At 43.4% G+C, this 14,514-nt stretch carries 13 protein-coding genes; 11 read left to right on the top strand and 2 right to left on the bottom strand.

Translation table 11 applies throughout. The features are described from left to right. Positions 1-14: 14 nt before the first annotated feature. Together GD631_RS08685 and GD631_RS08680 are read right to left on the bottom strand one after the other, a co-directional pair. Complete coding sequence (locus GD631_RS08685) at positions 15-1,637, bottom strand: RagB/SusD family nutrient uptake outer membrane protein (RefSeq protein WP_143259074.1); 1,623 nt, start codon at positions 1,635-1,637, stop codon at positions 15-17. Between the two features lie 24 nt (positions 1,638-1,661). After that, a complete protein-coding gene (locus tag GD631_RS08680; RefSeq protein ID WP_223225879.1) occupies positions 1,662-4,688 on the bottom strand; it encodes a SusC/RagA family TonB-linked outer membrane protein in 3,027 nt (1,008 codons plus the stop codon). A gap of 488 nt (positions 4,689-5,176) precedes the next feature. Here GD631_RS08680 and GD631_RS08675 point away from each other — a divergent pair, with 488 nt between their 5' ends. The 11 genes from GD631_RS08675 (at position 5,177) to GD631_RS08625 (ending at position 14,512) form a co-directional block, all read left to right on the top strand. After that, the gene (locus GD631_RS08675; protein ID WP_143259072.1) at positions 5,177-5,608 is read left to right on the top strand and encodes an acyl-CoA thioesterase; all 432 of its coding nucleotides are present in this window, start codon (positions 5,177-5,179) and stop codon (positions 5,606-5,608) included. Between the two features lie 152 nt (positions 5,609-5,760). Further along, positions 5,761-7,284, top strand: a complete 1,524-nt coding sequence (gene flxA / locus GD631_RS08670) for a flexirubin biosynthesis tyrosine ammonia-lyase FlxA (protein ID WP_143259071.1) — start codon at positions 5,761-5,763, stop codon at positions 7,282-7,284. A gap of 1 nt (position 7,285) precedes the next feature. Then, positions 7,286-8,014, top strand: coding sequence for a flexirubin biosynthesis SDR family reductase FlxB (flxB, locus tag GD631_RS08665; RefSeq protein WP_008020540.1), 729 nt, complete (start codon positions 7,286-7,288; stop codon positions 8,012-8,014). A gap of 26 nt (positions 8,015-8,040) precedes the next feature. Next, positions 8,041-9,264, top strand: coding sequence for a beta-ketoacyl-[acyl-carrier-protein] synthase family protein (locus tag GD631_RS08660; RefSeq protein ID WP_143259070.1), 1,224 nt, complete (start codon positions 8,041-8,043; stop codon positions 9,262-9,264). A 21-nt stretch (positions 9,265-9,285) separates the two neighbouring features. Next, a complete protein-coding gene (locus tag GD631_RS08655; RefSeq protein WP_004305450.1) occupies positions 9,286-9,537 on the top strand; it encodes an acyl carrier protein in 252 nt (83 codons plus the stop codon). Between the two features lie 2 nt (positions 9,538-9,539). Continuing rightward, positions 9,540-10,475, top strand: coding sequence for a lysophospholipid acyltransferase family protein (locus tag GD631_RS08650; protein WP_143259069.1), 936 nt, complete (start codon positions 9,540-9,542; stop codon positions 10,473-10,475). Continuing rightward, positions 10,462-11,532 (top strand): FlxJ family methyltransferase, encoded by a 1,071-nt coding sequence (locus tag GD631_RS08645; RefSeq protein WP_143259068.1) that lies wholly within the window; start codon positions 10,462-10,464, stop codon positions 11,530-11,532. The genes GD631_RS08650 and GD631_RS08645 overlap by 14 nt, the downstream gene beginning before the upstream one ends. Beyond that, positions 11,529-11,963 carry a hotdog family protein gene (locus GD631_RS08640; protein WP_143259067.1) on the top strand — a complete coding sequence of 145 codons (435 nt, stop codon included), beginning with the start codon at positions 11,529-11,531 and terminating at the stop codon, positions 11,961-11,963. The genes GD631_RS08645 and GD631_RS08640 overlap by 4 nt, the downstream gene beginning before the upstream one ends. Continuing rightward, on the top strand, positions 11,960-12,403 hold the full coding sequence (locus tag GD631_RS08635) for an acyl-CoA thioesterase (protein WP_143259066.1): 444 nt from the start codon (positions 11,960-11,962) through the stop codon (positions 12,401-12,403). Before GD631_RS08640 ends, GD631_RS08635 begins: the two co-directional genes overlap by 4 nt. After that, positions 12,388-14,238 (top strand): beta-ketoacyl-[acyl-carrier-protein] synthase family protein, encoded by a 1,851-nt coding sequence (locus GD631_RS08630; protein ID WP_143259065.1) that lies wholly within the window; start codon positions 12,388-12,390, stop codon positions 14,236-14,238. The genes GD631_RS08635 and GD631_RS08630 overlap by 16 nt, the downstream gene beginning before the upstream one ends. Further along, positions 14,231-14,512 (top strand): phosphopantetheine-binding protein, encoded by a 282-nt coding sequence (locus tag GD631_RS08625; RefSeq protein ID WP_008020527.1) that lies wholly within the window; start codon positions 14,231-14,233, stop codon positions 14,510-14,512. The genes GD631_RS08630 and GD631_RS08625 overlap by 8 nt, the downstream gene beginning before the upstream one ends. The last annotated feature ends 2 nt before the right edge of the window (positions 14,513-14,514 follow it).

Below are 14,514 nucleotides of genomic sequence, written 5' to 3'. Positions count from 1 at the left end.
CATACTAAATACTGTCAGTTTTTCCAGCTGTTATCCAGGTTCGGATTTAAAATCACGTCTTCATAAGGATAAGGAACATACATTTTACTGTCATCCCAAGTTCCTGTGACTGTTACTGCTTCCTTCCTGAAAACTCCGGGTGCCACCTCAATAGGCTCATTTTGCTTACGGAATTCAAAATGAGCCTTATAACGGTACATCCTAAACATATCTCTGGCTCTGCTGGCAATTCCTCCCCAATAGTATCCCGCCATTTCCCAGCCATGTTCATCGTAAGCTGCTTCCGCCAGTTCATCGGGAGACATACCTGTCGTATATTTATCAGTCTCTTCACCGTCTGCCCTGTTGCGTACCTCGTTTAAAACTTTGACCGCCTGATCATTGATCTCTCCCGCACGGCCTGTCGCCTCGGCATACCAGCAATATACTTGCGAAAGGCGTAACAACTGAAATGTTTTCTCACCCGACGCATTGACTACGGTAGGATTTGTATAATCAAATTCTGTTCCACGCACCGCTCCTTCTGCCGTTTTCATAAAGACAGGGGCAACCACCTCGCGGGAAGCTGGATCAGTATCATACCACCAATCATATAGTTTCCCGTCGCTAAGCATGATTTTAGGGAAATACGTAGCATCTTTGCGAGGACCTTCAGGAAAATTCATCCAAAATTTGATTTCTCCATTCGTATCTCCCCAACCGGCCTGTTTCATATCCTGAAGGAAATCAGTTAAAGGAGCGGCCTGCCCCATTGCATCCCTGTTATAGTAGATACCCAACAGCAGCTCCGTATTCTTATTATTGTATTCCCATGAATATACCTGACTATATTCCGGCAGCAGCTTATAATAATAGGTACCATTATCCGCACCATCTATCACCTCTTTGGCTTTGGCGGCAGCCAGTTTATAATATTCGACTCCTTTGTTTAGCGGCCATCCCGCCATACACATATAAACATAAGCCATTGTTGCTTTCACGGCTCCTTCACTTACGGCAATATTTATGCCGTTTCTGGCATAAGGTTCTTTTGTATACATTGCGGGACAACCGGTTTCGGCTATTTTCAGGTCGGACAGGATCAGTTCGTACACTTCTTCTTCTGTCTTTAAGGGAGCATTATAGTCTATTTCTTCTTTGAGCATAATGGGAACTCGCCCCCAAGTCGTCACCAAATAAAAATAAGAGTAGGCTCTCCAATAATGCGCCTGCGCAATAGCTACCTTGATATCATCCTTCGACACCTCCGGCGTACGCTCCGCATTATTGATGATAAAATTAGCAGCCTTGATAACTTTGAAACGCTGTTCCCACATACTGGACAGCCACGAGTTGTTATCTTTCACATCAAACTGATCATGCTCACGGAGGGGCTGTTTATTACTGGAAGGATGAGTGGAAATATCATCTCCCACCAGAAAGTTCGTACCACAAAGGTTATTACTAGCCTGTGAACTTGCGATCACGGAATAGAGAGCCGTCAGTGAAGCGTCCAAGTCTTCTTTGTTACTGAAATAGGTATCCGAAGGCAATTGCCCTTTCGGATCTTCTTCCAGGAAATCACTACACGAAGTCCAGCACAAAGTTGCCAGAAGAACAGGCAAAACTTTCATTATAAAAGTATATGTTATTTTCATATGGTTATTGTCTTAATACGTGGTTTAAAATCTGATTTTAGCACCGAAAGTAATCGTCCGCGGAATCGGATAAGCACCATAATCCAGTCCATCATAACTGGTATACACCTCGGGATCCATTCCTTTGTAGCGGGTAATCGTAAAGAGATCCTGTGCGCTGACAGACAATTGCACACTGGCAAACTTCAATACACGACGAGGAATGCGGTACGAGAGACTGATATTCTTCAATTTAATAAAAGAAGCATCTTCAAGCCAGAAATCCGAATTGGCATAACTCTTGTTATCAGTGTTAGTGAGACTCGGATAAAGAGCGTCAGCCTTGTTGGCAACATGATCCCAGCCTTTGAAGTAAGCATCGCGCAAGGTTATAAAACGAGAGACACCAGTCATGGATGCCGCCATAAAACGGCTGATATTCAACCGGTCATATCCTGTAGCAGCGTTAAAAAAGACATTCAGCGTCCAGTTTTTCCAGGTAACAGTATTATTCCAGCCCACCGTCCATTTCGGGCTTGCCTGTCCTTTCACTACCAAATCATCGGAAGTTGGATTGGTTGTCAGACTGCCATCTGCTTTCTGATAAAGATTGGCACCTTTATCATTGAATCCTTTCCATTGATAGACATAGAAAGATCCCATAGGATAGCCAGGCTTCATAATCTGCAGGGGACCTCCCAAATCGCTATAATTAGCAGTAAGTACAAAATCATCTCCCGCAAGGTCCGCCACTTCATTTTTCACATAAGAAGCATTCAGGCTGGTTTCCCATGTCACGGCGCCCTTCACGGGGAAAGTGGTGAGAGACATTTCGACTCCTGTATTGTTAAGTTTCCCCTGATTAACCCAATAGGTACCGCCCCCGTTATATTTGGGTACTTGTTTCTGAAAGAGCAGATCTTTCGTTTGCTTCTTAAACCAATCCACTGTTATATTAAAACCTCCGAGACTCAAATCCAATCCCAAATCATATTGATAAGTCTTTTCCCACGTAATGCCAGGTGTAGCAAACTGGTTCCCCCAATATCCTGTAGAAGAAGTGGAAGTTCCCCAGCCGTAAGAGGCACCCGACAACATGCCCAACGTACTGTAAGCAGCAATATCCTGATTTCCGGTAACTCCAAAACTGGCACGTAGCTTCAATTGGTCAAGTACATGCTGATTGCTCATGAATGCTTCCTGCGCAATATCCCAAGCTACAGCTGCGGAAGGGAAATATCCCCATTTGTTGTTTCCCTGGAATTTAGAAGAACCGTCGGCTCTCAATGCGGCAGTAATGAAATAGCGTTTTTTATAATCGTAATTAGCACGCACGATACCGGAAGCCAAAGAGAATTCCGTATAAGAATTGCTCGCATCTCTTATAGCAGCATTGCCGAGATTCCAGTACCCTACACTTTCATTGTTCAGATTAGAGCCGGTTCCTTTCAGTTGCGAATCCCATGAGCGGCTTATTTCCCATACTGCCATAGCGGTGAAACTATGATCGCCGAATTGCTTCTGCCAAGTCAGATTGTTAGTGTTCTGCCAATAATTGTGCAAAGCATTGATATTGCTCGCGCTATTGATAGCACCCGGTGAATCCAGTTTCGACCGGAAAGAATAAGAAGGACTATTGTCATAATCGTAACCTCCCTGAATAGAAAGTGTCAGTCCTTTCATGATCTTAAACAACAATGTCAGGTTAGCGTTTAAATTATAGCTATAACTGTCACTATTGTTCACGACCATTTCACCATAAGGATTGGAGCCGACCATGTTATACGGGTCTGTATTATACACACCGGTTTCGGGATCTTTCAGTTCCATAGTAGGCGAAAAGTTAGTGACGTGCAGCCAGTTTGCTCCACCTTCATTGTGTTTATGAAGACTGGAGGCATTCAATTTTGCGGAGATTGTCAACCAGGGTTTCACTTCCGAGTCAATATTTGCCCGAATACCATAACGTTTATAATCGGACATGATTGTAACAGCTTCCTGATCGAGAACATTCCCAGAAATGAGGTATTTCACTTTTGCGTTTCCTCCTGATATGGCAAGACGATAATCCTGGGTAATACCAGTATGAGTCAGAAGGTCAGTCCAGTTAATTCCTTTTGTTCCATTTTTATAAGCATCGAGATCTTCGGCGGAGATAGTAGAAGATCCGCGGATATCATTCAGTGCTGTCGCATATTCGTAAGCATTCAGCAGTTCATACTGCTTTCTGACAGTCGAAAGCCCGACCGATGCATCAAACGTGACTTGCGCTTTTCCTTCACTACCCTGTTTAGTCATTATCAAGATGACACCATTCGAACCACGAGAACCGTAAATAGCAGTAGACGAAGCGTCTTTCAATATTTCCATTGATTGAATGTCCGAAGGGTTGATACCATCCAAACCACTGGAAGAGATAATACCGTCAATCACATACAAAGGATCGCTACTCTTATTAATAGAAGTAGTTCCGCGAACACGTACCTTCATACTTGCTCCGGGCATACCACTCGTGGCAGTGACTTCCACACCGGGAGTACGCCCCTGAAGAATATTCTCCACCCGTTGTACAGGCTGATTTTTGTATTGCCTGTTGGACACACCGGACACAGAACCAGTCAGGTCACTCTTCTTGACAGTTCCGTATCCCACTACTACCACTTCATCCAACAATTGATTGTCTTCTTTCAATACAATGTGAAGAAGAGATCTCTTCCTGACTTTCACCTCCTGTGTATGATAACCGATGTAAGAGATAACCAAGGTCGCTCCTTCCGGAGCTTCGAGGCTAAACCGACCGTCCATATCACTGGTAGTCCCGGTATCTTCACCTTTAACAATGACAGAAGCACCAATAATCGTCTCACCCTGCTCGTCATTAATAACTCCTTTAATCGTTTTTTCAGCATCCCCTTCGGTTGCAGCATTTCCGGTCGTAGTAGTTTCTTCGTTATTTCCCGGGGCTTCCTGTGTTTCCGTTTTCTGTTCTTCAAGAGCAGGCGCAACCTGTGCGAATAAGCCGAAAGGCAGAAACTGCATTAAGAGAATGCACAATAGCCATTTGTTTTTCATTATTACTTTCATTATTGACCTAAAATTAGAATAGTTATTAGGATAGATTACCATCAACATTTGGCAATTTATGTGCCAAATGCATAACAAAAGACTAACAATACTAAATCTTAAAAGCTATACTACACAAGAAAAATCACTTATTTTCAAATACATAAATCGTCCATAATAAAGGAAAAAGCATTTATAACAGTACAAAATAGAAAGAACGGTCCTGTGCAAAAAATCCACAAAATTGTAGAGATATTCCACAAGACAATAAGTTAAATATAATCGATATAAAGAAGTCCATACTGTCTCCTATGGTTGTTTTCATACGTCAAAAGTCAGAATAAACATCCCCAAAAACCGTTTTAAACGATTATTAACTAAATTCTTCCTTGCCTCCGAAAGCAGAATCATTAGAAATCTCTATCTTTGCCTCAATTTCAAGCAAGAAAGCAAAAGTGCCATTTTTGTGTCGAATTTAAAACGTTTAAGAGAAAACAATGGAAGAAATCGTATTTCATCACACATTACCTATCCAATTGCGATTCAATGATGTAGACAAATTTGGTCACGTCAACAACACAGTTTACTTCTCCTTTTACGACTTAGGAAAGACTGAATACTTCGCTTCAGTATGTCCCGGAGTAGATTGGGAAAAAATCGGGATTGTCGTTGTCCACATCGAAGCGGATTTCATCAAGCAGATATTCGCATCCGATCATATCGCCGTACAGACTGCTGTTTCTAAGATAGGCACCAAAAGTTTTCACCTGATTCAGCGGGTTATCGACACAGAAACGAATGAAGTAAAATGTATCTGCAAGTCTGTTATGGTTACTTTCGACCTTGAAAGACATGAATCCATGCCACTGACAGAGGAATGGATAGAAGCGATCTGCAAATACGAAGAACGGGACTTGCAAAAAGCATAGATAGATTTGGAAAAGCCCCCTCACGAATAAGAAACAAAACAAGCAAAACCAATTCTCCGGAAAAAGTTTTATCCTGATTCATGTCCGCTATATAACAGAAATTGCCTATTTTTGTATCTTATTATTAAGGCATAAAATATCTAGTACAGAAAATGATAGCTGACAAAAGTATAAATTTAGATACCCTTTATAAAGTATTGTTCGATAATGAGAAGCTGGAACTCTCTGAAGAATGCATCCGAAAAGTAGAGGAAAGCTTCGATTTCCTGCAATCTTTTTCCAGCGATAAGATTATTTATGGTATCAATACGGGGTTCGGCCCAATGGCACAATACAGGATAGAAGATCAGTCACTGATCGAACTTCAGTACAATATCATTCGAAGCCATTCTACCGGTGCCGGCAAACCACTTCCCGAACTTTATGTAAAAGCAGCTATGATTGCCCGTTTGTACACTTTTCTACAAGGAAAATCAGGAGTACATATGGAATTGGTATCTCTTCTCTGTGAATTTATCAATCGTGGAATTTATCCGTTCATACCCGAACATGGAAGTGTAGGTGCCAGTGGTGATCTCGTGCAACTGGCCCATATTGCCCTGACGCTAATAGGAGAAGGGGAAGTTTTTTATCAGGGAAAATTGCGTGATGCCGCTACTGTGCTTGAGGAAAACGGTCTGCAACCTTTTTCGATGCGCATCCGTGAAGGGTTATCCGTCACAAACGGTACTTCTGTGATGACAGGAATCGGCATCGTCAATCTGATTTATGCCAAAAAGTTACTCCGGTGGTCGGTAGCCGCTTCTGTCATGATGAATGAGATTGCCGCCTCTTATGATGATTTTATGGCGCAGGCATTAAACGAGGCCAAGCATCACAAAGGTCAACAAGAGATAGCCGCTATGATGAGAGAATGGGTAGCGGGTAGTAAATGTGTACTTCAAAGAGAGAATGAGCTATACAATCAGGTGCACAAAGAAAAAAATTTCGAACACAAAGTACAACCCTATTATTCCTTGCGATGTGTTCCACAAATCCTCGGTCCCATCTATGATGAACTGAAGAATGCGGAAGAAGTATTGATTAACGAAGTAAATTCCGCCTGCGACAATCCGATTGTTGATCCGGACACACAAAATATTTATCATGGCGGTAACTTCCACGGAGATTACATCTCTTTCGAAATGGATAAACTGAAAATCGCCGTAACCAAACTGACCATGCTTTGCGAAAGACAGATCAATTATCTGTTCCACGACCGTATCAATGGCATCCTGCCTCCTTTTGTAAACTTGGGAGTGCTTGGATTGAACTACGGTTTGCAGGCTTCGCAATTCACAGCAACATCCACTACAGCCGAATGTCAGACATTGTCGAATCCGATGTATGTGCACAGTATTCCTAACAACAACGATAATCAGGATATTGTCAGCATGGGAACCAACTCGGCTCTATTAGCAAAAACAGTCATAGAGAATTCTTATCAGGTGATGGCTATTCAATTTATGGGAATGGCACAAGCCATCGACTACCTGAAAATACAGGATCGTCTAAGCCCCCAAAGCCGTCAGGTGTATGAAGAGATACGTAGCTTCTTCCCTGTATTTACCAATGACACACCTAAATACAAAGAGATAGAAAGAATGATGGACTATCTCAAAAAAGAAAATAAATAAAATGAAATACGCATTAGTAACCGGAGGAAGCCGAGGTATCGGTCGTGCTGTCAGTTGCAAACTGGCGGAAATGGGCTACTTTATACTGATTAATTATCAGAGTAACGACGCAGAAGCGGAAAAAACGTTGCAGTTAGTGCAGGAAAAAGGAAGTAACGGAGAAATCATGAAGTTCGATGTGACAGACCCTGCCGCTATTGCCCTTGCCTTGAACAACTGGGCGTCACAACATCCTGACGAATACATCGAAGTACTGATCAACAATGCGGGCATCCGCAAAGACAACCTGATGCTTTGGATGACAGGAGAAGAATGGAACAAAGTGCTCGATATCAGTTTGAACGGATTCTTTTATGTGACACAGCCTTTATTGAAAAATATGCTGGTCAAACGTTATGGACGTATTGTCAATATCGTATCCTTGTCAGGTATTCAGGGAATGCCCGGACAAGCCAACTATTCCGCAGCCAAAGGTGGCGTAATAGCCGCCACCAAAGCACTGGCACAGGAAGTTGCCAAGAAGAAGGTAACAGTCAACGCAGTTGCTCCAGGATTTATCCGCACGGATATGACGGAAGGGATTGATGAGAACGAATGGAAAAAACACATTCCTGCAGGACGTTTCGGTACTGCGGAAGAGGTTGCCGATCTCGTCGGTTTTCTGGCATCTCCAGCCTCATCCTATATCACAGGAGAGGTGATTTCCATCAACGGAGGACTATATACTTAAAACAAAAGCATAGAATAGACAAAATAATGAAAAGAGTTGTTATCACGGGAATGGGGATTTACTCTTGCATCGGCAAGAACCTGGATGAAGTAAAAGACTCACTATACAATGGGAAATCGGGGATTGGCATAGATCCGGTACGGAAAGAGCTGGGCTATTTTTCTGCATTAACGGGCATATTGGAACGTCCCGACTTGAAGAAACTATTAGATCGTCGTAAACGTCTCTGCCTGCCGGAACAGGGAGAATATGCTTATCTCGCTACTTTGGAGGCTTTCCGCAACGCCGGTATTGACGATGCTTTTCTCGAAGCTAATGAAGTGGGTATCTTGTATGGTAATGATAGTAGTGCCGCCCCTGTTATCAATGCAGTGGACATCATTCGTGAAAAGAAAAATACAGCGTTGGTAGGTTCCGGTTCTATTTTCCAGTCGATGAATTCTACCGTGACAATGAACCTGTCGGTTATCTTCAAGCTTAGAGGAGTTAACTTCACCATTGCCGGAGCCTGCGCAAGTGGTTCTCATGCTATTGGCATGGGTTATCTGCTCATTAAATCAGGATTGCAGGATTGTATTCTTTGCGGTGGCGCACAAGAAGTAAATCCTTATGCGGTCGGCAGTTTCGACGGACTAAGCGCATTTTCCACCCAGGAAGCAGAGCCCGAGAAAGCCTCCAAACCTTTTGATAAACGACGTGACGGACTGATTCCGAGTGGAGGAGCCGCCAGTCTGGTATTAGAGAGCTATGAATCGGCAGTAAAAAGGGGAGCTCCCATTTTGGCCGAAGTTATCGGTTACGGTTTCTCATCCAATGGAGATCATATCTCCGTACCAAATGTGGACGGTCCGAAACGTTCTCTTCAGATGGCCATCAAAGATGCGGGTATTGCACTCGAACAAATCAGTTATATCAACGCACACGCCACTTCCACTCCGGTAGGCGACCTGAATGAGGCGAAAGCCATTGCGGAAGTATTTGAAGGACATCACCCGTATGTCACTTCTACAAAGTCTATGACCGGACATGAAATGTGGATGGCAGGTGCCAGTGAAGTGATTTACTCCACCCTCATGATGAACAACGGTTTCATCGCTCCCAACCTCAATTTCGAGGAACCGGACGAGGCCTCCGCACAGTTGAATATACCTACCCAACGGGTAAATCTGGAATTTGATACGTTCCTCTCCAACTCGTTTGGATTCGGAGGAACCAATTCCACCCTGATCATACGCCAAATCAAGAAATAAATTACTAAAGAAAACAGATATATGACAAACGAAGAAATCATCGAGAAAATAAGAACAACTCTGGCAGAAGAGTTTGAAGTAGACATCGACGTCATCCAGCCGGATGCGCCGTTAATGGAAACTCTTGAACTGGACAGCCTGGACTTGGTCGACATGGTAGTACTGGTAGAAAAGAATTTCGGTTTCAACGTAACCGGACAAGACTTTGCAGGTATCAAAACCTTCCAGGACTTCTACGATCTCGTTATCACCCGTATGCAGGAAGCCAAGTAAATATGTCGACGTGGAAAGGCAAAACCCGGGGAGGAACGTTCGGATACTTATTCTTTATTTACCTGATTAAGTATCTGGGCATCACTGCCGCTTATCTTTTTCTAAGCCTGGTAGTGCTCTACTTTATACCGTTTGCTCCAAAAGCAACCAAAAGCACCTGGTTTTATGCCCGTCACATTCTGAAATACAATAGGATACGTTCTTTGAAAATGTTACTACTCAACTATTACCGATTAGGCCAGATCCTGATTGACAAGGTAGCCATCGGTAATGGAAAAGTAAATCAATATCAGTTCAAATTCGAGCGGTATCCGGAGTTTCTGCAACTGCTGAACAGTGAACAGGGAGTGATTATGATTGGTGCCCATGTGGGAAACTGGGAAATAGGCGTTCCTTTCTTTGATGATTACGGAAAAAAAATCAATATCGTGATGTACGATGCCGAACATCGTAGAATCAAAGAGCTCTTGGAGAAAAACGGTCAGGACAAGGAGTTTAAGATTATCCCTGTCAATGAAGACAACCTGACACACGTTTTCCGCATTACCGAGGCGATTAACCAAAAAGAATATGTCTGTTTCCAAGGCGACCGTTATCTGAACAAAGAGAAACTTCTGACAGGAATTTTACTGGGGCAGAAAGCTCCTTTCCCTACCGGTCCTTTCCTGATGGCTTCGCGAATGAAAGTTCCGGTGGTATTCTACTTTGCAATGAGGGAACCGGGAAGAACCTACCGTTTTCATTTCATAATAGCGGAACCGGTAGTACGAACAAAAGAAAAGAAAGCGGAGATGGCTCTGCTCGAACAATATACTGTTGCTTTGGAACAGATACTAAAACGCTATCCGGAACAATGGTTCAATTATTATCCATTCTGGGAACCTGCCGGAAAGCAGTCACCGGATTTAAAAGAGAAACAAAAAGATGCAACAGAATAAATATGACAAAGAGCCGTTGACAGCGGTAGAAGCACAACGCCTGGCACAAGAAATAGCTTTTGGGCCTATTGTTTTTCAGGTATCACGCCTTATGCTTAAATTCGGAATTTTCCAGTTATTGGCCGACGAGCGCAAAGGTATGACGCAAGAAGAAATCAGCAAAGCTTGTGGGCTGCCCTCTTATGGCGCACAAGTATTGTTGGAGGCATCATTGACTATCGGCACCGTATTGTTGCGTGAAGGGCGATACTGCCTTGCGAAAGCCGGCTGGTTTCTGCTCAATGACAAAATGGTACGTGTCAATATGGACTTCAACCATGATGTCAACTATCAGGGAATGTTTCATCTGGAAGAAGCCATCACCAACGGACGTCCTGAAGGACTGAAAGTATTCGGTGAATGGAGTACCATCTATGAAGGGTTGTCAAGTCTGCCTTCACAGGTACAAAAGAGCTGGTTCGGTTTCGATCATTATTACTCGGATTGTTCGTTCGATGAAGCACTGGCGATTGTTTTCGCCCGTCATCCCAAGACTTTATTGGATGTGGGAGGCAATACCGGCCGCTGGGCGACCAAATGCGTAAGCTACGACGACACAGTGGAAGTAACCATCATGGACCTTCCTCAACAATTGGAAATGATGCATCAACAAACTAAAGAGCTGCCCGGAGCTACACGTATCCATGGTCATGGCGCCAATCTACTTGATCCGGAGGTGCCTTTCCCGACAGGATTCGATGCTATTTGGATGAGCCAGTTTCTCGATTGTTTCTCGGAAGAAGAAGTAACCAGCATATTAACCCGTGCAGCCCGTTCCATGAGCCGGGAGAGTCGTCTTTATATCATGGAAACTTTCTGGGACCGACAGAAATTTGATACAGCCGCTTATTGCCTGACACAAATCAGCCTCTATTTTACAGCAATGGCAAACGGAAACAGCAAGATGTATCATTCGGACGATATGCAACGATGCATTGAAGCGGCAGGATTGGAAATCGAAGAAATACATGACCATTTAGGAATGGGACACAGCATCGTACAATGCAGATTGAAATGAACAGAGAAGCCGTCATACAAGGAGAAGGAATACTCAACCTGATTCCACAGCGTCCGCCAATCGTTATGGTGGACAGTTTCTTCGGATTTGAAGAAAACCGTTCATATTCCGGACTGACTGTCACTACCGACAATTTATTTTGTGAGGCAGGCAGACTGCAAGAGCCGGGAATTATCGAGCATATCGCACAATCAGCGGCTACACGTATCGGGTTTATTTATACCCGGCAGGGTGAAAAAGTTCCGTTAGGTTTTATCGGTTCGGTAGACAAACTTAAAATCTACAACTTGCCGGAAACCGGAATGAAATTATTTACAGAGATTACCGTCGTACAAGAGGTATTCGATATTACGCTAATTTCGGCACAAGTGAAAACGGAAGAAGAGCTGATTGCTGAATGTAAGATGAAAATATTTATCAAAAAAGAATGAAACGGAAAACAAATCAACAGATTGCAGCTTTGACTAACCGGACTACTTTCAGAGTACGGTTCAGCGAAATTGACTCCATGCAAATTGTATGGCATGGCGAGTACGTGCGCTACTTTGAGGATGGGCGGGAAGCTTTCGGCAAACAGTATGGTTTGGATTATATGAGCATTTACCGGGAAGGCTACATGGTTCCCATCGTAGATTTAACCTGTCAGTTCAAGCAATCATTGTCCTTTGGTGAAGAAGCGATTATCGAAACACGCTATCTTGCCTGTGAGGCAGCCAAGATAAAATTCGAATACGTTATCTATCGGGCTACCGACCAGAGTGTAGTGGCTACCGGAAGCACCATACAAGTGTTCCTGAACCTGAATAAAGAGTTGGAGCTTATCAACCCTCCGTTTTATCTGGAATGGAAAAAGAAATGGAACATCCTTTAAATATATACATCACAGCCCATACGCTGATTAGTTCGTTAGGTTTCGACGTTTCGGAAAACAGGAAAGCAATCCATGACTACCGAAGCGGGATTCGTATGCAAGAAGCCGGACGGATTTCTGACAGTCCGATTCTGGCAGGGATGATTGATTCTGCCGAATTGGAAAAGAGAGCTAAAGAACAGTTGGAAAAGCGGGCAAAGGAGCTGGATATTTCCTCTTATACCCGGCTAGAGCAACTGTTTATATTGACTATTCAGGAAGTGATTTCCCAATCGGGAGTGAATCTGCAAGAGTCGGACTGTGCTTTATTACTCTCCACCACGAAGGGAAATATTGATTTATTGAGCAATCAAGAAAAAAGGACTAATTCGGACAAGCCAGGCGATTCTGTACAATCAACAATTGACAATCCTTCCTTTTTACAGGAATTATCAGCCGATAGTCCGACTTTTCTTTGGAAAATGGCAGAACGAATCGGGCATTTTTTTGAGGCAGCCAATCAAGTAGAAGTTATCTCCAACGCCTGTATATCTGGAGTCTCGGCACTGGTTGTTGCCAAGAGATGGATAGAATCAGGGCGTTACAAACGGGTGATTGTCGCTGGCGGGGATATTCTTTCTCATTTTATTACCAGCGGTTTCCTGTCTTTCCGGTCAGTCAGCGCACACCGATGCCGGCCATACGATATACAGCGGGACGGACTAAGTCTAGGCGAAGCCTGTGGAGCTGTTCTTTTAGAAACGCAAGGAAACGCAAATCATATTATTCTATCCGGAGGAGCGATCAGCAATGATGCCAACCATATATCCGGTCCTTCCCGGACAGGAGACGGACTGGCGCTGGCTATCAATCAGGCAATGGAAGAAGCCGGAGCACTTCCTGAAGATATCAGCTTTATCAATGCACACGGAACAGCTACGGTTTATAATGACGAAATGGAATCCAAAGCCATACATTTGGCAGGATTGTCTGCAGTTCCGGTGAATAGTCTTAAGCCTTATTTCGGGCATACATTAGGAGCTTCAGGCATTATTGAAACCATACTCTGCATAGAGCAACTAAAAGAAGGAATATACTACGGAACTTTAGGATATGAGACACTGGGTGTTCCCATGCCTATCACCGTTTATAACACTCATCAGCCGATGCCGATGAAATGCTGTATCAAAACCGCTTCCGGTTTCGGAGGCTGTAATGCCGCACTGGTATTATCTCTCCCAGATGCTCATTTGAAACAGAAAACCGATTCTCCGGCATTTTGCAAAGCTGTCGTGGAATCAGCCAATATAGTCACGATCAAACCGGGAGTGATAGAAAACCAAGGAACAGCTATATTCAATTCTTCGGAGACTGACTTTGCGCCGTTTATCCGGGAAGCATACAAGCATCTGGGAGAAAACAATATGAAGTTCTACAAGATGGATAATCTTTGTAAGCTGGGATATGTAGCTGCCGGATATTTATTGAAAGATACCAACTACCAGCCGAAAGAGATTGGAATCATTCTAGCCAATGCATCTTCCTCTTTAGATACGGACTGCAAACATCAAGCTATCATCAATAAAGAAGGAGATAAAGCCGCCAGTCCTGCCGTGTTTGTCTACACTCTCCCCAATGTAGTATTGGGAGAAATCTGTATTCGACACAAAATTCAGGGAGAGAATACATTCTTTGTCTGCCAGCAATCCGACGTTGCTTCCTTAGAGGATTACGCAAGAATTGTGATGGCGAAAGGTAAGTTACGCACATGCATCATAGGCTGGTGCGAACTACTGGACGGACATTATCAAGCAGAATTTAAACAACTTAATAATATATCAACGATTTATGAATAATTTAGATCAAACCAAAAGAGAACTGATGGACGAAGTGAAAGGTAAACTAATCGAAGAGTTGAACCTTGAAGAAATCACTCCGGAAGATATTGACGATGAAGCCCCTCTGTTTGGCGACGAAGGTCTTGGCCTTGACTCCATTGACGCACTCGAAATCATCCTGATTTTGGAACGCGAATATGGTATTAAAATAGAGAATCCCAGTGAAGGCAAACAAATCTTCTACTCGGTATGTACACTGACTGACTACATCATTGCTAATCGTAAAGCTTAACT

The organism is Bacteroides luhongzhouii (assembly GCF_009193295.2).
Taxonomy (GTDB): domain Bacteria; phylum Bacteroidota; class Bacteroidia; order Bacteroidales; family Bacteroidaceae; genus Bacteroides; species Bacteroides luhongzhouii.
The sequence above is the reverse complement of the archived record's forward strand: the minus strand, read 5'-3'. Positions and strand labels throughout refer to the sequence as shown.

Excerpts from the sequence above, each read along its gene's own strand:
- flxA (WP_143259071.1), top strand. The coding sequence starts at position 5,761 with ATGATAGCTGACAAAAGTATAAATTTAGATACCCTTTATAAAGTATTG.
- GD631_RS08640 (WP_143259067.1), top strand. The coding sequence starts at position 11,529 with ATGAACAGAGAAGCCGTCATACAAGGAGAAGGAATACTCAACCTGATT.
- GD631_RS08660 (WP_143259070.1), top strand. The coding sequence starts at position 8,041 with ATGAAAAGAGTTGTTATCACGGGAATGGGGATTTACTCTTGCATCGGC.
- GD631_RS08675 (WP_143259072.1), top strand. The coding sequence starts at position 5,177 with ATGGAAGAAATCGTATTTCATCACACATTACCTATCCAATTGCGATTC.
- GD631_RS08650 (WP_143259069.1), top strand. The coding sequence starts at position 9,540 with ATGTCGACGTGGAAAGGCAAAACCCGGGGAGGAACGTTCGGATACTTA.
- GD631_RS08625 (WP_008020527.1), top strand. The coding sequence starts at position 14,231 with ATGAATAATTTAGATCAAACCAAAAGAGAACTGATGGACGAAGTGAAA.
- GD631_RS08655 (WP_004305450.1), top strand. The coding sequence starts at position 9,286 with ATGACAAACGAAGAAATCATCGAGAAAATAAGAACAACTCTGGCAGAA.
- GD631_RS08630 (WP_143259065.1), top strand. The coding sequence starts at position 12,388 with ATGGAACATCCTTTAAATATATACATCACAGCCCATACGCTGATTAGT.
- GD631_RS08635 (WP_143259066.1), top strand. The coding sequence starts at position 11,960 with ATGAAACGGAAAACAAATCAACAGATTGCAGCTTTGACTAACCGGACT.
- flxB (WP_008020540.1), top strand. The coding sequence starts at position 7,286 with ATGAAATACGCATTAGTAACCGGAGGAAGCCGAGGTATCGGTCGTGCT.
- GD631_RS08685 (WP_143259074.1), bottom strand. The coding sequence starts at position 1,637 with ATGAAAATAACATATACTTTTATAATGAAAGTTTTGCCTGTTCTTCTG.
- GD631_RS08680 (WP_223225879.1), bottom strand. The coding sequence starts at position 4,688 with ATGAAAAACAAATGGCTATTGTGCATTCTCTTAATGCAGTTTCTGCCT.
- GD631_RS08645 (WP_143259068.1), top strand. The coding sequence starts at position 10,462 with ATGCAACAGAATAAATATGACAAAGAGCCGTTGACAGCGGTAGAAGCA.